20 protein-coding genes are annotated in these 19,843 nt (G+C 53.5%); 9 read left to right on the top strand and 11 right to left on the bottom strand.

The features are described 5' to 3' along the window. Positions 1 to 511 precede the first annotated feature (511 nt). From FS665_RS10420 to FS665_RS10400, 5 genes are all read right to left on the bottom strand, one after another. Positions 512 to 1,243, bottom strand: coding sequence for a TorF family putative porin (locus tag FS665_RS10420; RefSeq protein ID WP_088523314.1), 732 nt, complete (start codon positions 1,241 to 1,243; stop codon positions 512 to 514). Positions 1,244 to 1,480: 237 nt separating this feature from the next. After that, entirely contained in the window at positions 1,481 to 2,155 is a 675-nt protein-coding gene (locus FS665_RS10415; protein ID WP_140174190.1) for a cache domain-containing protein, read from the bottom strand. Beyond that, complete coding sequence (locus tag FS665_RS10410; protein WP_088523360.1) at positions 2,155 to 2,943, bottom strand: FadR/GntR family transcriptional regulator; 789 nt, start codon at positions 2,941 to 2,943, stop codon at positions 2,155 to 2,157. The genes FS665_RS10415 and FS665_RS10410 overlap by 1 nt, the downstream gene beginning before the upstream one ends. A gap of 122 nt (positions 2,944 to 3,065) precedes the next feature. Beyond that, the gene (locus FS665_RS10405; RefSeq protein WP_088523312.1) at positions 3,066 to 4,499 is read right to left on the bottom strand and encodes an aldehyde dehydrogenase family protein; all 1,434 of its coding nucleotides are present in this window, start codon (positions 4,497 to 4,499) and stop codon (positions 3,066 to 3,068) included. Between the two features lie 64 nt (positions 4,500 to 4,563). After that, positions 4,564 to 6,027, bottom strand: a complete 1,464-nt coding sequence (locus FS665_RS10400; RefSeq protein ID WP_256660719.1) for an APC family permease — start codon at positions 6,025 to 6,027, stop codon at positions 4,564 to 4,566. Positions 6,028 to 6,732: 705 nt separating this feature from the next. Between FS665_RS10400 and FS665_RS10395 the strand changes: the two genes are divergently transcribed. The 5 genes from FS665_RS10395 (at position 6,733) to FS665_RS10375 (ending at position 12,158) form a co-directional block, all read left to right on the top strand. Next, on the top strand, positions 6,733 to 8,394 hold the full coding sequence (locus FS665_RS10395; RefSeq protein WP_145187328.1) for a choline dehydrogenase: 1,662 nt from the start codon (positions 6,733 to 6,735) through the stop codon (positions 8,392 to 8,394). Positions 8,395 to 8,799: 405 nt separating this feature from the next. Next, a complete protein-coding gene (locus FS665_RS10390) occupies positions 8,800 to 9,438 on the top strand; it encodes an NAD(P)H-dependent oxidoreductase (protein ID WP_088523309.1) in 639 nt (212 codons plus the stop codon). Positions 9,439 to 9,650: 212 nt separating this feature from the next. After that, positions 9,651 to 9,920: an MbcA/ParS/Xre antitoxin family protein gene (locus tag FS665_RS23900; RefSeq protein WP_088523308.1), complete on the top strand. Its 270-nt coding sequence runs from the start codon at positions 9,651 to 9,653 to the stop codon at positions 9,918 to 9,920. 830 nt (positions 9,921 to 10,750) lie between these two features. After that, positions 10,751 to 11,062: a hypothetical protein gene (locus tag FS665_RS10380; RefSeq protein WP_140174192.1), complete on the top strand. Its 312-nt coding sequence runs from the start codon at positions 10,751 to 10,753 to the stop codon at positions 11,060 to 11,062. A 439-nt stretch (positions 11,063 to 11,501) separates the two neighbouring features. Next, on the top strand, positions 11,502 to 12,158 hold the full coding sequence (locus FS665_RS10375) for an HAD family hydrolase (protein ID WP_140174193.1): 657 nt from the start codon (positions 11,502 to 11,504) through the stop codon (positions 12,156 to 12,158). Between the two features lie 13 nt (positions 12,159 to 12,171). Here FS665_RS10375 and FS665_RS10370 read toward each other — a convergent pair whose 3' ends face one another. Continuing rightward, the gene (locus FS665_RS10370) at positions 12,172 to 12,585 is read right to left on the bottom strand and encodes a helix-turn-helix domain-containing protein (protein WP_371921251.1); all 414 of its coding nucleotides are present in this window, start codon (positions 12,583 to 12,585) and stop codon (positions 12,172 to 12,174) included. Positions 12,586 to 12,923: 338 nt separating this feature from the next. Between FS665_RS10370 and FS665_RS10365 the strand changes: the two genes are divergently transcribed. The 3 genes from FS665_RS10365 to FS665_RS10355 all read left to right on the top strand — a co-directional run bounded on the left by FS665_RS10365 (position 12,924) and on the right by FS665_RS10355 (position 14,653). After that, positions 12,924 to 13,655, top strand: a complete 732-nt coding sequence (locus FS665_RS10365) for a metallophosphoesterase (protein WP_140174194.1) — start codon at positions 12,924 to 12,926, stop codon at positions 13,653 to 13,655. Beyond that, positions 13,655 to 13,969, top strand: a complete 315-nt coding sequence (locus FS665_RS10360; RefSeq protein ID WP_145187325.1) for a hypothetical protein — start codon at positions 13,655 to 13,657, stop codon at positions 13,967 to 13,969. Before FS665_RS10365 ends, FS665_RS10360 begins: the two co-directional genes overlap by 1 nt. 186 nt (positions 13,970 to 14,155) lie before the next feature. Continuing rightward, positions 14,156 to 14,653: a hypothetical protein gene (locus FS665_RS10355; protein WP_140174196.1), complete on the top strand. Its 498-nt coding sequence runs from the start codon at positions 14,156 to 14,158 to the stop codon at positions 14,651 to 14,653. Positions 14,654 to 15,541: 888 nt separating this feature from the next. Here FS665_RS10355 and FS665_RS10345 read toward each other — a convergent pair. Continuing rightward, a complete protein-coding gene (locus FS665_RS10345) occupies positions 15,542 to 15,736 on the bottom strand; it encodes a hypothetical protein (protein ID WP_038453505.1) in 195 nt (64 codons plus the stop codon). Between the two features lie 305 nt (positions 15,737 to 16,041). Continuing rightward, positions 16,042 to 16,749, bottom strand: a complete 708-nt coding sequence (locus FS665_RS10340; RefSeq protein WP_145187322.1) for a hypothetical protein — start codon at positions 16,747 to 16,749, stop codon at positions 16,042 to 16,044. A gap of 415 nt (positions 16,750 to 17,164) precedes the next feature. Here FS665_RS10340 and FS665_RS10335 point away from each other — a divergent pair, with 415 nt between their 5' ends. After that, a complete protein-coding gene (locus FS665_RS10335; RefSeq protein ID WP_140174198.1) occupies positions 17,165 to 17,545 on the top strand; it encodes a hypothetical protein in 381 nt (126 codons plus the stop codon). Position 17,546: 1 nt separating this feature from the next. Here FS665_RS10335 and FS665_RS10330 read toward each other — a convergent pair whose 3' ends face one another. From FS665_RS10330 to FS665_RS10320, 3 genes are all read right to left on the bottom strand, one after another. After that, positions 17,547 to 18,320, bottom strand: coding sequence for a hypothetical protein (locus FS665_RS10330; protein ID WP_140174199.1), 774 nt, complete (start codon positions 18,318 to 18,320; stop codon positions 17,547 to 17,549). Positions 18,321 to 18,522: 202 nt separating this feature from the next. Then, complete coding sequence (locus FS665_RS10325) at positions 18,523 to 18,831, bottom strand: hypothetical protein (RefSeq protein WP_145187319.1); 309 nt, start codon at positions 18,829 to 18,831, stop codon at positions 18,523 to 18,525. Further along, positions 18,821 to 19,570 (bottom strand): hypothetical protein, encoded by a 750-nt coding sequence (locus tag FS665_RS10320; protein WP_145187315.1) that lies wholly within the window; start codon positions 19,568 to 19,570, stop codon positions 18,821 to 18,823. Before FS665_RS10320 ends, FS665_RS10325 begins: the two co-directional genes overlap by 11 nt. Positions 19,571 to 19,843 lie beyond the last annotated feature (273 nt).

Genomic DNA, 19,843 nt, shown 5'->3' with positions numbered 1-19,843 from the left:
TGGGGCTGGATGTGAATTGAGGGTGCCATCGCATTCCCATGGATGGGCCAAAACGCTGCGACTGGAGCTATGAGAAATCTCGGATGCTCGCAAACCCAAAGCGAGCGTTTGGGCTGGTCTCAAACCCTATAGCCTTTTCATCCCAGGCGGCATCTGCCAACGCTGATATTGGGGCATGCGAATGCCAGCCTCTATCACTGGTCGGCCCAGCGAGTTCGAATCGACTCCGAGCAAGCACGAGCTAGCGAGCTCCAGCCGTACGTCACCTAGACCATACCCCTACACCGACTAAAATTTACGCGTCGTTTCCGGCTGCGAGTTTTGCCAATGGGTGAACGATTGGGCTCAGCTGAGCATTTAGGCGCCTTGTGCGCCGTTGCATGCGGTGCTCATGCTATGCGCCTGGCCTCGAAGCCATTTTGGCTTGTTGGCCTAGGGGGCAGAGATTCATAAACATGTGCGAACACCCTGATGCAGGGGAGGGGAGGGCAAGAATGCCCTCCCGTTCGGTTTAGAAGGACTTTTCGACGCCGAAAATTACCGTGCTTGAGCAGATGTCGTCATAACCATTGAAGTTCATGCACTCTTGTCTGGAGAGATCTGTATCACCGTACGCGGCAGACCATACGAAGCCATAGAGTGGTTTGCTGACCTTGGCTAGCCATAGATTATAACTGTCGCGAGACTGACCACTGCCATTTACAAAAACAGGATCTTTGTAGTCGACCTTTCCGTAGGTTAGGTCTAACTTGACCTCGTGGGGAAGATTGGCGGTGTAGCCTGCAAAGCTATAAAGGTAGCTCTGATCATCATTTAGATCGTCTGAATAGTATCCGCCTACGTTGAAGCCATATGCGGTTAATTTTGCATAGTATTCAGAGTAATTCGAGAGAGACTGTCTGGGGTATTCATATTTGTAATAGGCTAGGTCTAGAGAAATATCATCTGATATCTGCCAGAAGTACCCCGCGTAATAGTCGATTTCTTGTCGAGTCTTGCTGCCGTTGCCGAAGTCTACATTCGAAGACCATACGCCCGCATACAAACCGCTGGAATGGATAAGGGTCGCCGAGGCCTGCAGCGCAGGATCACCTTTGGTTTGCGACACACCTCGTGACCAATAGTCGCTGAATACGCCAGCCGTCAGTGCGATCGAAAAATCATCATTCAACTCAGCGGCACTGACAATGCCGGAGGAGAAGCTGAGAATCGAAGCTGTAATAATGCCAAATTTGGTCTTCACATTTTTATCCTATTATGTTGTTGGCAGATTTCAGTTGCTCAAAGGTACTCGCGTAGCCCAGCGTCCTGCGGAATAAATGAACACTAGGTATCGTAAAATCATACCCGGTAGTCAGTATTTTGGGCGTACGATTTTGTTGCTCGTTCTATAGACACTTATGGGTTGCTATTAATCAGGAATTTGTCCGTCGTAGCCCGTGTAAGACCTACTGCTGAAAGGAAGCGACAAGCTGCTCTTTCAATCTAGAATGATTGCTCTCCAGCCGGTTGTCGATACGGTTTCGCCCGCACCCAAATATGCCGGGTTTAGAGAGCCTACGGGAGCACTGGCTGTATTGGATACCACTACCCGTCCCTCATGATTACAGAGCAGACAGTCTCGGCCTATGCGTGAAAGCGGGGTGGCCACGATTCTTTCGAAATCGCTTAAACGGATGTCGGCGGCGCTTACACCTAGAAATCGGTCTTGTACAACTATTGGTGTTGCGAGCGTAATGATGTGTTTATCGAAGTCAACATAAGGGCCCACAATTGCTGGGCAGCGCTGAGTCTTAGGGATCACCATCCAATCGGCATTTGGGTACTCATAGAAATTTCCGCGCCATGGGTACCTGATATTCGAGTCATCATTGATGATGCCATCCGAGTCGATCTCAATCCAGTTCAGCCAAAACGGCGAATCCTCAATTACACCTTCATCAAGAACGATGCCCAGCGCATAGGCATAAACTCCCACGCTGGTTAGGGATCGAACCATGTCCGGGCGAATTTTTGACAGCCCCGACTCACTAATGCTTTTCTTAGTGTTCTTCGAGCTCGAAATCAGAAGCTCAAACCGACTCGCAAGCTTTTCTAGCTCGGTGAAGGTTGAGTCAAAAACAGCACTAGCTGAGTCTACCAACGGCTTCAACATTACGCGGTCTCTAACTTTTCGCCTAAGATATTCTCTGCGCCTTCGGCAATCAGCTTCAATCTTAAACGTACGAGATTGTCAAAAGACACGCGAGTCCGTGACCGTGCCACGTTCCCGGCTTCTATGCCTTCACCTTGGGTGATTCTCTCAAGAACTTCTCCGACAGTGGCGGCGCACAGATCGGTATATTCTTGTTCTTCGTGGGCCAGGGCCAGTAACCATCCGAAGTCTTCATAAATCTGTAGTGCTGCAGCACTCAGTCGAACGGACTGAGCTACAGATGCAAGCTCGACGTCAAATCGAGCGTGGGCTCGGCAAGCTGTCAAAGCATCCTTGGCATCGGCGATCCTTGCCTTATACCCAACGAGCCGAGCGATGTTCGACGGTGAAGCTCTCGTAGCTGCGAGCTCTGCGGACTCTCCTAAAAGCATCGCCTTCCAGTCTGCCAAGTCCCTAAGTGCCACAGCCGACAGCTCTCGCAGCCGTGAGGTAGCTTTACCTCTCACAAGCCTTGAAGCATGGTTAACAAACGTTCCACCACCTCGGCCAGGCTTCGTGTCCACCATGCCTTCTGCCCGGAGCTGAGCCAGCGCTTCTCTTAACGTAAAGGCTGTCACATGAAGCTCTTTGGCGAGCAGCGCTTCTTTAGGAAGCATCTCCCCGTGCTGGAGAAACCCAAGATCGATGGCCGTGCGCAATCTTGCTATCACGGATTCAACGCCGAACGTCTGCTCCGAGCGCAGAGCGAACATGGTTAAGCGCTGGGGATGGTTTACACCACTGATCATTGAGTCCTCATAGGAATACATTGGAGCCGACTTCCTATTCTACCTAACTCACGCTTCGGGTCGACGCTGGCGATCAGAACCAGGGCCGGGCATCAAACGAGCGCCGGCCACGGTTTGGGACGTTAAGCGCCGTAGCCAACGATTGCTTTTACTTCCAGATACTCCGTAAGGGCGTGCGGCCCTCCTTCCCGACCATTCCCAGACTGCTTATAGCCGCCGAATGGAGCCATCACGTCCCAGTCCGGATAATTTACAAACACCGAACCTGCCCGCAGTTGCCTAGCGACAGCGTTGGCCTTTGCTTTGTCGTTGGACTGCACATACGCCGCCAGACCGTAGAGACCGGAGTTGGCGAATTCGATCGCCTGTTTCTCGGTGTCGTAGGACGAGATCACCAGCACGGGGCCGAAGATTTCTTCACGTACAATCGCCATCTCTTGAGTTACGTCTGCGAAAATTGTCGGCTTAGCGTAGAAACCGACCTGCAGATGGTCAGGGCGACCCAGGCCGCCGGCGACCAGGCGTGCGCCTTCTTTGACACCAGATTCGATCAGGGTCTGAACTTTATCGAACTGCATGCGGCTGGCAAGCGGGCCGTACTCGGTTGCAGGGTCGCTTGGAAGGCCAACGATGGCCTCATTCGCGACCTTGGCTGCGATCGCCAGGGCCTGTTCGTAGTGCTCCGCAGGAACGAGCATGTGGGTAGGCGCGTCACAGGACTGTCCACTGTTGCTGAGGCAGACGGTGACACCTGTAGCCACAGCCTGTTCCAGATCCGCTCCGCGCAGAATGATATTTGCAGATTTGCCACCGAGTTCCTGGGTCACTCGCTTGACAGTATCTGCAGCGGACTTGGCCACCTGAATGCCTGCACGGGTCGAACCGGTGAAGGACACCATCTGAATATCCGGGTGGCGGGAAATAGCGTCCCCAACCGTTGGCCCGTCGCCGTTTACCAGGTTGAATACCCCGGCAGGGACGCCCGCATGTTCAAGGATCTCGGCGAAGATGATGGCATCGAGAGGAGCGATCTCACTGGGCTTGAGCACGACAGTGCAACCGGCAGCGATCGCGGGAATCACTTTGCAGATGATTTGATTGAGCGGCCAGTTCCACGGTGTAACCAGACCTACTACCCCGATAGGCTCTTTGAGGATCTGCGTGGTGCCAAGCGATTCCTCGAATTTATAGCTGCGAAGGATATCGATCATCGCTTCTACGTGAGCGATGCAGGTAAAGGTTTGTGCTTCGCGAGCAAACGTGATCGGCGCGCCCATTTCACGGCTGATGATCTGGGCAATGTCCTCACGACGCTCCTCCAAACCGCGTCGAACCCCATCCAGCAGGTTAATGCGCTGCTCGACGGTAGTCTGGGAGAAAGTTTCGAACGCTTTGGAAGCTGCTTGGACGGCGAGATCCACGTCTTCTTTGGTGCCCATCGCGATCTCGGCGAATGCTTCCTCTGTTGCTGGATCAATCACTGCGAGTCGCGAGAAGGTGGACGACGCAGGTGCTACCCACTGCCCGCCGATGAAGAATGTCGAGTACTTCTGCATGTTGCTTAACTTCCATTCCTAAGGTGGCGTTGTTGGGCTGCAGTCGATCGCAGCCCGCTACGAGTTAGATCACCTGACGTCCTATCGCTCTGTAGACCAGGGGCGATGAGCGTTCTAGCCAAATGGCGTAGATGCAGCCGAACACCAAAGATCCAAAGAGAAACGCTAGCAAGATCATGGCTACGCTTTCGCTACCTGTGAGCAAACCGATGTTCTGGGTTGCCAACCAGGCGGTCGTAGACAGGCCGACTAGTGCAAGAGCGGGAGCTACCTTGGTCTTCATCGCGCTCACACTGTTGGGCGTCTTGATGAAGAACACGATGACCGCGACCGAGGTCAGGATCTGGAGTATCAGCAGCGTATAACCGGCGATGCCCACTAGGGACGAGTAACCCGAGTAGGGTTCAACACCTGAATAAATGGCGGCGAACATGCTGAGTACGGTGATGATGGCAACCATTCCTGAGGCGCGATACGGCGAATCATGAGTCGGGTGGACGGTGCTCAGTGATTTGAACAGGACGCCGTCAACGCTCAGGGAGTAGATGTACCGAGCCAGGATGTTGTGGATTGCGAGTACGCAGGCGAAGATGCTGGTGCATACCAGCGTGTGGACGATGCTGACCCCCACGTTCCCCAAGTAGGCCTCGATGACGCCCATGCCGGCATTAACTGGATCGTTGATCGATTTATCTAGAGCTACTTCCGGCCCCCATCCAAGGATGAAACACAGGGTAGCTGAGGCGAACAACACTGACATGGCAATAATCGAAATGTAGGTCGCCCGGGGAATAGTGACTTCCGGATTGCGGGCCTCCTCACGAAACACAGCAGTGGCTTCGAAGCCTGCGAAGCACGTAACGCCGAAGAGTACTGCCAAGCCAATCGATCCGGAGGTCAATGCTTGGGGGGTCAGCCACGACAGTGATAAGCCGTTGGCTCCTCCGTCTTGGAACACGGCGGCTTCCCAGACAAAGGTAATGATCACTTCGCAGACAAGAGCCAAGGACAAAAGCTTTGCAGAAAGCGATATGCGGAAGTGGCCAAGCACCGCCACGATAGCGGCAAAACCTAACGACCACTGCCACCAAGGCAGCGTCTCCAGACCGATCCACGAGAGTGAAATGGTCGAGAAGGTGACCCCGACATAGAGATACGCCCCAACCAGCATGAACGTATAAGCCAAGATCGCCATGAAGGCACTGCCTAACCCTAGAGAGCGACCCAGGCCAGCAGTGATATATGCGTAATACGCTCCCGCATTGGGCACGTGCCGAGCCATCGTTGTGAAGCCAACGGCGAAAAGAAGCATCAAGCCGCCCGCCGCCAGGTAGGTGAGGGGGGCGCCCAGACCGTTACCCATGCCAATAATCACTGGGATCAACCCAATGATGATGGTCAAGGGGGCGTTGTACGCGAGCACTGTGAACACGATGTCGAACGTGCCGAGATTGCCGCGCAGACGCTGCGCTGGCTGGTGCTGTTTAGGGGCTGTCATGCTAAGCCCTGCAGGTTCTGAATAACTCATACATTTAATCCCCGTCTATGCAGAGGTGCCGCCAAGGTAAGTTTGGACTTGCTGCAAGTTCGTACGTCGTACGGCTGGATCAGCCCGTCTGAGCATTCGTTTGCGTAAGAAAATTCAGCCGTAGTGGCTGCCTGGGCAGTAGGGGAAGGAGAGCATTGAAGGAGCAGCGCTCGATCTGCTCAATCAGGCTGCTAGGAGAGCCTGTTTTTCTTATTTTTGGTACGCAGTGTTGGACGTCCTTGACGGACTCTTCGCGCACATCACAGCAGTAATGATTCGCCTCAGATTCGCTCGGAAAGAGGGGACTCTGGGCTGCCACCACTGCGACACGTCTGATGACGTTGATCGTTGTCATTTTCATGCCTCTTATTTTTGTGAACCGCAGGCAACGCTGGGCTGGCCTTAAATCTACGTCTACAAATATTTTTAGACAAGATCTTTTTTGCTTGGTAGTTTGAAAAGACGAACAGGCAGTCCTGCGCTGAGCTAGGTCGCGCTGTAACCGGGTCAAAATGGTGCGATTTGAGCGATTTTCGCCTCATTTTGAAGCATTTGGGAGAGAGCTATCGTCGACGTCGCGCGGTTTATGCACGGCGCGCCGAATTTTCCTCAGGTTAAGGTGCCGCCCGGCCAGCTTCAGAGCGCAAATTTCTGACGTGTGTTGCCGATCTGGCAGTTGAAAAATCGAACAAAAAGGTGAGCGAAATGAGTGCAGTGAAGGGTGGCGGGTACGACTACATCATCGTAGGCGCCGGCTCGGCCGGTTGTGTTGTGGCAAACCGTCTAAGTGAAGATCCCAACGTCAAGGTGCTGGTCATCGAGGCGGGTGGGCCTGATCGGAAATGGGATTTCCGCATCCAAATGCCAGCTGCCCTTACGTATCCGCTGGTGGGGAAAACCTATAATTGGCAGTTCCTGACTGAGCCTGTGCCTGAGCTTCGCAACCGTCGCGTACCCTACTTCAGGGGGAAGGTTTTGGGCGGCTCATCGACCATTAACGGGATGGTCTACATTCGTGGTAACGCGATGGACTTTGATAACTGGGCTTCGGATCCAGAACTGGCTCACTGGTCTTACGCTCACTGTCTCCCATACTTCAAGAAGTCTGAAACTTACGACCAAGGCGAAAGCGAGTATCGGGGTGGCTCTGGCCCACTGCATGTTACCAAGGGCTTTGGAGCTAGCCCGCTGTATCAGGTGTTCCTTGAAGCGGCCCAGGAAGCAGGCCACGCGCACGTCAATGACCAGAACGCCTATCGCCAAGAGGGTTTCGGTCGCATGGATATGACCGTTCACAATGGGGTAAGGGAGAGTGCTGCTCGTGCTTATCTTCACCCAGCGATGACCCGCCCGAACCTAACGGTAATCACAGGTGCGCTGGTGCGACGCGTGGTGTTTGAAGGAGACAAAGCCGTCGGCATTGCTCTGCGTAGTGAAAACAGCGAACAAGTGATTCGCTGTGATCGCGAGGTCATCCTGTCTGCGGGCGCCATCCAGTCGCCCCAATTGCTTATGCTGTCGGGCGTAGGGCCAGAGGACGAGCTCAAAAAACACGGTATTCCGGTAGTCTGCAATTCGCCTGGTGTGGGCCGGAACCTCGGTGATCATATTGAATACATCGTGGCCTACGACTGTTTGAAGCCTGTCTCGTACTACAAGGAGTTGAAGCTGCATAGGCAAGCAGCCATTGGCGCCGAGTGGTTGGCGAAGCATACGGGCTTGGGTGCTTCGAACTTCTTCGAGGCGGGAGGCTTCTTGCGCTCGACCCCTGATAAGCCTTGGCCGGATGTTCAGTGCCACTTCGTGGGGGTTGCTGCCGAGTACAGCGGGCGAATGGCTGCTGAAGGCCACAGCTACCAAGTGCACCTTGGCCCTCAACGGCCAAAGAGCCGAGGCTGGCTGAATCTCGCCTCTGCTAATCCTGAAGATGCGCCTCTTATCCAGCCCAACTGGTTGACCCATGAGCAGGACTGGATCGATTCACGAAACGCCATCCGTTCGACCATCGAAATCATGGAGCAGGACGCTTTCAGGCCGTATCGCGGGAAGATGTTGAAACCGCTTAAAACCGAGATGCATGATGAGGGTCTTAACGACTTCATCCGCGACCACGCGGAAAGTGGGTATCACTTCTGTGGTACCTGCAAGATGGGTAGCGGCAGTGATGCGGTTGTCGACGGCCAGCTTCGCGTTAAGGGTGTTCGCGGCTTGCGGGTGGTCGATGCGTCGGTAATGCCTGAGGTTACTAACGGCAATACCAACGCTCCGACCATCATGATCGCAGAAAAAGCCGCAGATATGATTCTGGGGCACCAACTTCCGCCCTCCAATGCAAAATTTTATAAAGCAGAGCTTGAACACGCCTGATTCGAGAGGGGGGCTTAGGCCCCCTTATCTCGCACTGCGACATTACCCTTCGACGGTTGCCTCTCCAAACCGCATCAGATTGAGCCGCATGCTCTGACACAGGTGGCCATTCTCTGTGCGCCCCCTTAATCACCGGTGTGAGCGAAGTACCCCTTCAAAAATCTTGCAGCTCTTTCCGATGGGGTGGTGGCATGAGAACCCACTGCTGGAGCGGCCTAGCCGGGGTCTCACGTGGTTTGAGAGTAGAGCCCGTCAAAGAAGGCCATCGGTTCACGGAGCTCCAACATCGCCCACCGAATTTTTTTTGAGCGACTCATGCGCCAAGATTCCTGGGGATTAGGCAGGCGCTTCGCTTTCCTTTCGATAATGCGCGAAAATACCGTGACATGAACGCAGAGGTTTTTAATGGCTCCTACTAGGTCAAAGCAGCATGCACTGATCATTGCCGCACATCCAATGACCGAATCACTCACCCACTCAATCGTTCGGCAGGTACGTGAGGCGCTGATAGATGCCGATATTTCTGTAGAGGTTGCTGACCTTCATGCTGAAGGATTTATTTCGGCTATGACACCTGCTGATGTGTCTTACTACCGAGGCGAGGGTGATCTGCCAGAAGATGTGGTCAGGGAGCAGCGACGATTCGACAAGGCTGACATGGTCTACTTTGTTTTTCCAATTTACTGGTGGACTGTTCCTGCGCTTTTGAAGGGTTGGTTTGAGCGTGTGTTCACATCAGGATGGGCCTATGACTACCAGGGTGATGGCAAAGCATCGGGGCGACTGAAGCCTGTCCCAGTTCATCTCATTATCACCATCACAACGGGCGAAGAATCGTTCTGCCGACACGGAAGCAAAGCAGCATTTCAAACTCAGGTGGTTGATGGCATTTTGGGGTATTGCGGACTAAAGGACGTCCGGACTTCCATGCTTTGGGGAGCCGACTATGTCGATGATGAAAACTTTGCTTCTTTCATGGCCGAAATTACAGCGACATCACCCCATCGATCAGTGGCTAAGCAGAGCCATTCGGAGTGTATCTGACCGAACGGAGCAGCGGTGTCGACGCACTTGTACAGCGTGAGATTTAATTGTCTCAACATCTCTGCTATCGCTGCCGTAATGACCAGGCCCCAGTGCTAGGGGGGGACATTTTGGCTGGCCTTGGACAGGCATGCGCGCGTTTCCTGGCCCGTGTTCACTTGCTGCAGAGTTTCTGACAAGGCTTAGGGTGGGCCTGTCGAGCCGCGTGGCCTATGATGCACTTATTGCAGGCAAACGGGGCAGGTGACTCCGGCTCGACATTTGTCACCGAAGGCAGTCCGATCCGGGCTCAGGGAGCATCAATGGAGAGAATCGATCCTGTCTTACTAGAGGCTGCTGTCCGAGTCTTCGGCGATCGGGTGCGCGCCATACGATGGCTGACCACCCCCGTGCCAAATTTAGGCGGGAAGAATCCGGCTGACGTAGACATCAAAGAGGCATTAGACCTGCTCACACGGCTGGATCATGGCTTTTCTGCCTAGCGCAACGGTGCTTCGTACTGGGCATGCCCTCTTCGGATGCACAGCCCTACAGGGCTCTAAGCGCCATAGCTTGCCGAGTAGGTTACAGAAAGCGTCCCTGCCAACAACTCGGCTCCTCCAGTGACGTTCTCTCTTCCTGGGTAACCTCGGCGCAACAATTACTCAGCTAGAAAGGAACAGCAGTCGCACCCGAGCATGAATAAGTGACTCGTGCGTGTCGCGATGAGCTCGGAAATCCACATCGGTCAGAGTCCGCCTTCGAAAGATATCCCCGTCCAGTGTCGTCCAAACTGTCCTCTGCGCGACATAACGTTCAGATTCGCGACAAATTCAGCCCCCCCCTCTTGAAATTTTTAAAGCGAGACGGAGTTTTATATTTGAGGGCAAAGAAAAAGCTGTAGTGGCTTAGACACCCGTCAATTTCACAGGATACAGCCGGCTTTTACATCTGATTCTTCCGCCTTCCAGATCCCACGGTTTGAAGCTTGGCAGTGAAGCTGAGGTCGAGAAGGGTGCAGCGTGGGGAGATCGCTTTACTTTGCAGCCGTCAGGCTGCTGCTTCCGCTTTGATTACAAACCAAACGTAAATTTTTTAAAAAAACTACATATAGTGTTCTTTGTGTATTTGTTTGCGATTCTTATCTATATGTAGTGTTTTTGCTTTCATTGGCCACCTTTGTCAGAGGGGGGCGGGCCAGCCTTGCACCAGGAGTTGCTTCAAGCCTGAAGTCATGAGTGATCTAGCGGGTACGTGTAAAATGCATCCCTTGAGCGTCCTATGGCCCGTTTACGGTATTCACCCTGAAATTGAAGTGCTTGAGATCTGAAACATGAGTGAGAACCTAAGCGAAGAAGAGATGAGAGCCGCGTTGTTCGGGGACACGGTTGGCTCTGTCGGCGAGCCGATTCAGCAGCAGGCCGCGTTGCTAGAGGCTGTCAAGCCGTCTAGGGCTAAACGCCTGTCCTCCAGGTTGCGTGTCATTTTGCACGTCACCAAGGAGTTCGAAGGGCCGGAGGACGTGTTCACTCATGATGCCGATACCCTCAGCACATTGATTGCGGAGGCAGAAGCGAAAGCGGCGGCTAAAAAGAATAAGTATCGATATTTCAACGTAATCTCAGTCACCCCTGTTCAGGTTTGAGTATGCGGCATCGCTGGCTGGGAGGGGGGAGCGGGGCGGGGCATTCATTGCCTGTCTCAGTCGTCCCCGCAGCAGGCGTGGTTTCAAAGCCCAGGCGATTACAGAAAGGGGATCACCTGCAGTGGAGCAGGACTTGGTGAACGGGTTACCCACGCAGACTATTCACCATTGAGAGCGAATCATTATGCCTTCACGCCATGAGCAACGGCCCGACACTGTGGTCTGTGGTAACCGAGAGTGTTCGAGACCCCTCGGCTTCTCGGATTACCGCTATGGGTATGTCCACGACGACGTGAAATCGGCAAGCATTCATTGGAGGGCATACCCGCTCCTCGATGGTGATTCAGTGTTGTGTACGTGTGGCCATTTTACTGCTTACTACGATCCAGCCGTTCGTAGTCCGCCGGCACGCTAGCCGGCACTCTTGGAAGCCAATCTCATGCCAATCGTTGCTGCAGTGTTTGATGCTTTTGGAACTGTGGTTCACATCAGGCGCAAGCACCATCCATTCCGGAAATTGCTGCGCATTGGTGCTCAGCAAGGTCGCAAGCCAAGCGCTTCAGACCTCCATTGCCTGATGACGACGAGCCTGTCCCTGGAGGAGGCTGCTGAAGTTTTCGGCATCAGATTGAGCTCGCAGCAATTGATGGCGTTGCAGGATGACCTCCTTGATGAGCTGGAGTCGATCTCGGTGTATGCCGATGCCATTGAGGCGCAGCAGTTACTAAAGGCAGAGGGAATGGTGATGGGAGTCTGTTCGAATCTGGCGGCGCCCTACGGCCCTGTGCTTAGGAATCTGCTGAGCGACATGGATGGGTTTGCCTTGAGCTATGAGGTCGGTCTTATGAAGCCTCATGAGGGAATCTATCGCGAGATCTGCCGTCAACTAGGTGCACGCTTGGGGACGGATTTGACTGACCCCTGTGGCAAAGTCGTGATGGTCGGCGATTCCCTGCAATGTGATCAAAAAGGCCCTAGGGCTGTCGGGATTTCCGGGCACTTTATGGACAGAACGGGAGCTGGATCTCTCTCCGATCTCGTTCAGTTTGCAGAACGTGTGATCAAGGGTGAGCGTCTAGGGGAAAGTAGGGGTTGATGGGGGAGCCGGTCTAGGGAGCATCCGGCAGCTCTCGCTTCCATAGAAAGCTGACAGTTGATCTGCTGATTCCCAGCTGCCGGGCTGTTGCTGCCTGGCTCAGGCCAGACTCTTTACACGCCTGAACCTTCTGCAGCTTTATCAGATCCGCTGGACGTGCGGGTGGCCGTTTAACGACCTCGGTGCCCATCATCTGTGCAGCGATGTCTTCCGGGGTCACCCGCATTTGGAGCGCCTCCAATTCCTCTCTAGCCTGGGCCAGTAGGTCAGCGCTCGACTGCTCGTCACGCGTACCCAGAACCAAGGCCATCAGCGCCACTGGGCTCAGTTCGAGCGCAGCCGCAAGCTCAATGAATTTATCCAGGGTAGGAGAGCTCTGGGCACTTTCAATTTTGGTCAGATAGGTGCGGGAGGTTGCCTGCGCCATACCCTCTTGAGTCAAGCCCAAGCTACCACGAACTGAGCGTATGACTGCTGCAAGCGCGGGCCTTATCGACGTCAAGTCGTTGTCCTCAAAACTGAGGATGTAGCCACGTCGGCGTGTACAGTTACACATCACATAGTGTATAAAACTGTTCGAGGGCGCTTTTGCGCCATGTGTTGCTCTGGGCTGGCCGGCGGTGATGGGCCAGCGTGGGGCCGAGCCTGCATATGCCAAGCGCCCTTCGTCATGGTCTTCAGGGGGGCTCCTGACGATCAATAAACCCCTAAATCGCGTTGCAATCATCCTTTCCGAGAGGTTGCCAGTTCAATGGAGGTCAGGGTTTGAGAGTGCGGATTTATTCTGACCTACACCGAGAGTTTGACGGTTGGGAGGCTCCGGATTGCACTGGCGTCGACCTCGTACTATTGGGGGGCGACATTGACAAGAAGGGGCGAGGTGTCCGTTGGGCCAATGCGGCGTTCGAATGCCCAGTGGCCTACGTCAGTGGTAACCACGAATTTTACGACGGCCATGTTGATCGAACGCTGCAGAAAATGAGGGACGCCGCCGCTGGCCACGTCCACATTTTAGAGAATGAAACCCTGACGTTTGGCAATCTCAGGATCCTGGGCACGACGGGGTGGACTGATTTTACATCGACAGGTGACCAGGTGGCGGCGACCAATATGGCCCGGGAGTGGATGAGCGACTTCAAATACATTCGTGCTGATTTGAACTACAGGCGTTTGCGGCCCGATGATGTCATTTCCAGGAACCACGTCGCCAAGGCTTGGCTCCGTGAGGAGCTGGAAAAACAATTTGAGGGTAAAACACTCGTGCTGACACATCACTCACCATCTTCGATGGTGATAGGTAACGAGCACGAAGGCCATCTCACAGCCTCCTATGCGAACGACTGGAATGAGCTCATTGCTCAGGCGAATGTGTGGGTATTTGGCCATACGCACTACGCCGTCGACGTTGAGTTAGCTGGCTGCCGGGTGATCTCGAACCCTAAGGGCTATCCAAATGAAAACACGGGCTTTGATCCCTATTTCGAGATCCAGATTTGATGGTTAATCACTTGAACAAGCAACCTTTGTTCGCTGTCGATTCCGATTCCCTTGTGCGGGACTTTCCCTTGGAGGTAATCCAGGCGCAGGGCATTGACTGGAATGTCCCTATCGACGCGTTCTTAGCCGATGCTGCTCAGGCCGGGAGGCGATATGCCGCTTTGATCTACGGCGATCGGTCAGGGGTGAATCAGGATGGCATGACCATCGCTACACCGCCTCTTGAATATGTCGAGGCCAGGTCGGGTTTCAAATTGATGCGTAGTGTTAGTGGTGAGGATTATTACGTAATCACTAGCGAGCTGAACATGTAGCCGAGCTTCGCAGGGCGCTGCTACTCAGTGCTAGCTATCAATTACGCCGGATCGCAGGATTCTACCTCCGGTGCAGTTTTCCAATTCTCTAAGCCGCCTATCTGATTGAAGGCGGTGACGTATTGCGCTACCGATGAGATTTACGCGCAAGCCTCCGTAGTGAATAAGTGCGCTTAAGGATAATGCATGTCTGAACTTAAAAAAATTGCAGTCACAGTTAAGAACTTTGATCTTCAAGCGAGTGGCGATCTAGATGCCCTCTATCGAAATGTTCGGTGTGAGGATGAAGCAGGGACGACTTTTTACTTTAAAGAAGTCGTGATGCTCAACTATTTGAGGAGGCATGGTGCGATCGCTACAGATGCTCGGCGCACTTGGTACTACAAACATCTTGGCAAGAAGTCGATTGTTCTCATTGCATTCGAAAAAAGTAACGGAAAGGTTGAGTATGATCTGGAGCACATGCGGGCGGTTGCGAAGTCCAGTGTCCTCAAAGGCATTATTTTTGCCGTGGCGGCCATCCCAGCGGGGCTGATCATCGCGACAGCAACCTTCGGCGTTGGATTGGTATTCATACCGGTTGGATTGTTTTATGCGTACAGAAGTGCTTTCAAAATACCCGGTCTGCTGCGCCGTGAGACTCTGGTGCGAGAGCTGGCGGAGCATGGGGTTGTCGTTCGATAAATGCGCTTGAAGCCAGTGATTTGAGCAAGCGAGCTGCTGTTGACCCAGAGCGTCAGGTTTTCCCTACCAGTTGGCCTGCCATCAACATCTGCCCGAACTGACTCCCGCTCCCGATTTCCGTCCTGCAGGCACGTCAAGAAGAGCCCTGTGAGTGGTTGCACTGCCTTCGGAGGTTTCTTCCTGACAGACCTGATAGCTTGAGTCGTTGCTCAACTGTTATGGGCATTTTGAGAAAGTGAGAAGGAGCCAGACGTGTCAGTTTTGAAGAAGTCGGCAGCGCATGTGGTCGCAATGGTTGGAGTCATCTGCATCTTGTGCCCAGGAATCTATACAGGCGCTGCAGCACAGGCATTGGGGGACGGCGCATGGTTGGAACTCAGCAGTTCTAGCCTTGTACATGGTACGAGAGGGGAGGCTCGTGTAGTCATTCAGCAAGGCGCTGAGGTCGCGGCGCTGGAAGCGCCGTATGAAATTGCGGGGCATGGATATGGGGCTTCTAGCATCAAGCTGCGTACTCATTGCGGCCCGATGACGTTCATGGTGATCAAGGGTGAACTGAGGACATCAGATACCGAGCGTCTCGGAAAGTATCGCGGAGGTGCGAATTGCGGCCTAGGGCAACGGCTGACACGGGCCGGAGCCTGGCACCTGGTTTCCCAGTAGCAATTCAGGCCAAGCGTTTGCGGAGGCCATTCACCCATCGCTGCCTCTGCGCTAATTCGCCCGCTAGAAAGCCCTCCCGCTGATCAACTTGGATGCGTGGGGCGATGCATAGCCGATGCGTTTGGTATCGTGTCTTATTGGTACTCATTGCCATGGGCATGCTCTGCTCTTCAGTGAGGCGATTGAGCGCGAGCCTCCCTTGCCTCAAACAGCCGCGCGGGCGGGCTAATCGTCGATATTCAGCGCGATGTGGTGGATCAATTCCCTGGGGCGGGGGTTACTGATCAGTTCGTAGATGATGTCTCTTTTGCTGCGGGGCAGCTTCTTAACGATATTCTTGCCCGCGCGGCGGACTGCTTCATCCGAACCATGGATTCGGTCAGCGAGCATCAGAACTAGGATGGCGTCGGATAAGGTCATGCGCGTCTCGTTGATTGGGGGGCGTCCCTGCGTGATGCGATGGTGGCAGGATCGTAGCACGGCGTGATTGTCGCGTTATGACACGGCACTGACCCAAAGGAGCTTGCTCAGCATGTGGAAAAATGCCAGTTGGAGCCGCTCCTCGGCGCGCTGAAGCAGGACTCGCGACCGCATTGAGGCCCGGATGGTACGGTGAGACCTCCCGCGACACGGTGACGATTCCGGTAGAAAGCATGCTGGGGAGGTGGGCCGTGGTGTATAGGCAATCACATAGTCGACGTTCGCCATCGCTTGAACACTTCTGCTCAAGACATCCTGAGCCCAGGGTTCCCGAGGAAGCAGATCAGCAAGTCGTCCAGAGCCATGGCCTCCTCATCGCTCAGCTTGAAAGGCTCGTAGCCCTCTACAAAATACGTACGGGCTATATTTTCGACGTCCAGCATCGCGCTATTAACCTGCTTGCCAGCCTTGAAGTAGATCCTGCTTCGCGATGATGGGTGCAGTTCGGATAGCAGATTTTCAATGTCCTGCTGGGACAAACTAAAAGACTGCTCGTCAATCTTGAAATTCAGAAAGTCCATTTTCCAGCGGAACTGCGTGAAACGGTCTCGGCGGGCACCATAGACGCTGAACGGTCGGAGAATTGCGTTTGCTTTTTTGAATTGCTCATATAGTTCTGAAATGGGTGGGAGGCCTTCGGTGTCTGCATGGATGATGCTATTGCGATAGCCTTTGAGATCTATCGCTTTCTTCACGAACTCCTCCCAGATTTCAGGGTGTTCAGGATTCTGCGGGTGAGCCTTTAGGATGTGACGAACCAAGTCCCCTAGTGAGTCCTTCGGCTTTTTTCCCGTCGCGCGCTCAACGTAAGCCTTCACATATTTGTCGAAATTGATGGCTTCTTCTCTCAGGTCATCAATCGTGGGCTCGTAGCTTCCAGGGATATCCTGAAAATGGTTTGAGGGAAGGTATCGACGAGCCTGTCGAAATCGTTGGGTAATCCATTGCAGCATCTGAAGTCCTTATAGTGATGAGTGGTGGGCAGGTCTGAGTGGTCTTGGAGATGATGGCTTATCAGGCCGCTTATCAAAGCCGCGGGCGCTGGGTTGAGGGGGCGTATGATCGCCAAGCCTTGCACACTCAAGTAGCCTTTCAGAGGCGTTCCTCATGCCTATTGGAGAGCTTGGCCGTGCATGCACGTAGGTTGACAAGGCGCCTCCGCGACAATTGGAAGCTGTTGTTGCTCGTCTGAGCCTTCCATCCGTTAACGTTATGCGTCAGGGACGCAGCTGCTCTCGACATTTCATACCACAAACTCTTGAGCTCGGTTCTGCTCCATCTGCAAACTAAATGAGAGCAAATCAACCGAAGCCACAGCTCCAACGCGATGTTAGGGGCAAGGCGCAGAATTTGAGGCGGCGAGAGATCATGATGCGAGATGCTAGACCACACCCAAGATTGCCTTTTATCAAGGTAGGGATCTTTGTTGACCCGTTGGCTTTCAGCTTTGGGCTTGATTACCAGGTCGGTGAGAGTGACGCATGGTGCTACACCATCGAAGATGACGCAGGCTTTCCCATAGTCAGGGATGAGGAGACAGCGATCCGCTCGGCTGAGGAAATGTTGTTTGCCGTCCGACCTGATGTGGTGCGCAAGTACACAGACTTGGCCATCAGGCAGCAAGATTTTGAACTTGCAATGGCACTGGCGGAGCGTCAGGGATACTGGGAAGCGGTAGCGCACCAGAGGAAGGTGGTAGGGCAGATCGTGCGAGAAGCCCAGTGCATCCTCCAACCCCTGACGCTGTAGCCTATTTTGCCTGTCTCATGCCGTCAGCGAAGAAAGAGTTGGAGAGGAAGCGATACCAATGTGAAAAGCTCTCCTCCGGCTGCTGAGCGAACACTGGCGAACCATTCACATAGACCTCTCCGCCGACCATGTACCTCGATACCCGTATCGTCAACTGGTCGTCTTTTTTCCGATACCGGTTGATTTTGCTCCCATCCTCTTGCTCGTTGATGAAGTAGAAGATCACCAGTGTGTTTGCCTTGGAGAGCTCCTGTAGGCGCGCGAATGTCGTCTCTTCAGGAATGTGGGTACGGATCACCTCGATGATCACGTTAGGGGAGCTGGAGGTGGGAAAGAACTTGTTGGCATCCCGCCCAGAGAGGTCGGGTTGGATGTACCTATCGTCGTGAAAGCCTACGCGAGCGGTGCTTTCCATGAACCAACGGTAATCTGTCCCTGCCAGGGTGGAAAAGACCACCTGTTCCTGATATTTCCCGTTGTCATCAAAGACGTAGACTGAGATCGAGACACGGTTGATTTTGTCGCTACTCAAGTTTTCGTAGAGCAAGCTCACGCATTCATCGTGCGTGGGGTCGTTTTCGCTTCTTCCTAGACGCGTGCCAAAGGAGGCCCGGCCAATTCGCCTGAAATGGGGACTGTCGATATTTCTCACTGGAATTACCAGCTCATCTGCTTCGTTGAGCAGCGGCTCCTCGCGCATTCTTGGGTACAGCGCCTGACTGAAAATATCCTGAACTTGGTAAACGCGGTTCGAGAATCCACCTCTTGCAGCCATCCGTCATTCCTTGTGGGCAAAAGTGCGACCTTAAAGCGTTGAGCCGGGTATCGCCACCCTGATGGTTGTCTGCAGCGTTTGAGCACGCTCCTCCAGCAGTTCGCAATTGACGTTGGAGGGTTGCCTGGGTTGAGCTTGCGCGAGTTTTCCCGAAGCTCGGCCTGGCGCTCTATTCGGGAAAAGTCCCGCCACTTGGCCGATTTTATTCCAAGGTAGCTGAGCCGACCGACTTAGGTTGAAGTGTGTGATGCAGCTCTCCGAGGCTCGCGCGGCCATTGGCTACCAGCTCAGCAATTGGGCCTTCATGCAGCGCCTCAATGAATTTCCCCTTGTTCAGCCAGAACTCAGTCTTTGTGAACACGGCCTCTAGCTCGGGAGGGATATCCATACGATCTCTTCCCGAAAAATCGCACAGATTGTTGTAGTACTCCCAGGTAAAGCGGAGTGCAGCTAAAGTTTCTAAGGTGCTTGTGCCAAAAGTCGGGGCGTCGGAGTTGTCTTCATATCGCACATACACTCCTTGCTCTCTCATTGTCATGTATATTTTTTTGATATTTAGTTTTTTTTGCTGCGTGATAAATGTTTTTGCTTGCTGCCAGATAAAAGCTAAATGAGTCTTTGTTGCTTCCATCTAGTACGCCTCTCAAGTGGCTGGCGGCTCCCTGTATAAGACTTTCAATTTGTTCAAAGGCATGCTTATGTATGACGGGCGTGCCGTCTTCAGGTGTGCCAATAAAAAATCTTTTATGAATCACTGGGTGGGTTTTGTAGCTGAACGTATACTGGTTGAAGTATTTGGTATCGTCTATTTCTTTGAAATATTCGAACATGGCTTTTCGATGCGCGTAGTAAGCATCTAAATTGTTCTTGGTTCGGCTTAGAGTGATTTGTCTAGCAGCTTGTTGGGTCGAGTGAAAGCGTGCAACCAAAGCGGCTAATGGCAGTGATATTGACATGAGCGCCAGTGGAAGAAGACTTATCTCAGCGAACCTTTTGTACCCTTCGGTTGTGAGACTTACCTCATAACCTGACCACGTCCATAGGCCGAATGCGAAGCCTAGGCTCAAGGGAATGCCAATGGCTAACCACAGCAAACCTTGCCTGATCAATCCATGCTCGGTGTTGAGCTCAAAGACAGAGCGTGCTTTGGTATGCAAGTCATGACCTTCCCCGAGCTTTCTGCTGACTAGCCAGAAGGTGGTCAATGCGGGACACAGTATTGTTGCAGCAAGCAGCGCTAGATCAAGCATTCTGAAGTCCTGTCGCAATCGTCGTTCTTGGTAAGCCGGTGAGGGCTATGGATGCTCGCTTTAGCTCTCTACAACCGTCATCCTACTGGGATCTCCAAAGCGGGCTCCGGGCTTAAATGAAGAGGCGGGCATTGTCGCATGATGGGCTGCGCCACCATGGCGACGTAGGTTACTGGTCGAAGAGATCGTTGCTTGGCTTGCTGGATTGCCTCCTTGAGCAGGTGGTGAAAACGCCTATCAATGCTGGTACCTCGAAGGCGGATCGTATCCGTC

The organism is Pseudomonas sp. URMO17WK12:I11 (assembly GCF_007677725.1).
Taxonomy (GTDB): Bacteria; Pseudomonadota; Gammaproteobacteria; order Pseudomonadales; family Pseudomonadaceae; genus Aquipseudomonas.
The sequence above is the reverse complement of the archived record's forward strand: the minus strand, read 5'-3'. Positions and strand labels throughout refer to the sequence as shown.

Excerpts from the sequence above, each read along its gene's own strand:
- FS665_RS10415 (WP_140174190.1), bottom strand. The coding sequence starts at position 2,155 with ATGTTGAAGCCGTTGGTAGACTCAGCTAGTGCTGTTTTTGACTCAACC.
- FS665_RS10410 (WP_088523360.1), bottom strand. The coding sequence starts at position 2,943 with ATGATCAGTGGTGTAAACCATCCCCAGCGCTTAACCATGTTCGCTCTG.
- FS665_RS10405 (WP_088523312.1), bottom strand. The coding sequence starts at position 4,499 with ATGCAGAAGTACTCGACATTCTTCATCGGCGGGCAGTGGGTAGCACCT.
- FS665_RS10400 (WP_256660719.1), bottom strand. The coding sequence starts at position 6,027 with ATGAGTTATTCAGAACCTGCAGGGCTTAGCATGACAGCCCCTAAACAG.
- FS665_RS10395 (WP_145187328.1), top strand. The coding sequence starts at position 6,733 with ATGAGTGCAGTGAAGGGTGGCGGGTACGACTACATCATCGTAGGCGCC.
- FS665_RS10390 (WP_088523309.1), top strand. The coding sequence starts at position 8,800 with ATGGCTCCTACTAGGTCAAAGCAGCATGCACTGATCATTGCCGCACAT.
- FS665_RS23900 (WP_088523308.1), top strand. The coding sequence starts at position 9,651 with ATGATGCACTTATTGCAGGCAAACGGGGCAGGTGACTCCGGCTCGACA.
- FS665_RS10380 (WP_140174192.1), top strand. The coding sequence starts at position 10,751 with ATGAGTGAGAACCTAAGCGAAGAAGAGATGAGAGCCGCGTTGTTCGGG.
- FS665_RS10375 (WP_140174193.1), top strand. The coding sequence starts at position 11,502 with ATGCCAATCGTTGCTGCAGTGTTTGATGCTTTTGGAACTGTGGTTCAC.
- FS665_RS10370 (WP_371921251.1), bottom strand. The coding sequence starts at position 12,585 with ATGGCGCAGGCAACCTCCCGCACCTATCTGACCAAAATTGAAAGTGCC.
- FS665_RS10360 (WP_145187325.1), top strand. The coding sequence starts at position 13,655 with ATGGTTAATCACTTGAACAAGCAACCTTTGTTCGCTGTCGATTCCGAT.
- FS665_RS10355 (WP_140174196.1), top strand. The coding sequence starts at position 14,156 with ATGTCTGAACTTAAAAAAATTGCAGTCACAGTTAAGAACTTTGATCTT.
- FS665_RS10345 (WP_038453505.1), bottom strand. The coding sequence starts at position 15,736 with ATGACCTTATCCGACGCCATCCTAGTTCTGATGCTCGCTGACCGAATC.
- FS665_RS10340 (WP_145187322.1), bottom strand. The coding sequence starts at position 16,749 with ATGCTGCAATGGATTACCCAACGATTTCGACAGGCTCGTCGATACCTT.
- FS665_RS10335 (WP_140174198.1), top strand. The coding sequence starts at position 17,165 with ATGATGCGAGATGCTAGACCACACCCAAGATTGCCTTTTATCAAGGTA.
- FS665_RS10330 (WP_140174199.1), bottom strand. The coding sequence starts at position 18,320 with ATGGCTGCAAGAGGTGGATTCTCGAACCGCGTTTACCAAGTTCAGGAT.
- FS665_RS10320 (WP_145187315.1), bottom strand. The coding sequence starts at position 19,570 with ATGCTTGATCTAGCGCTGCTTGCTGCAACAATACTGTGTCCCGCATTG.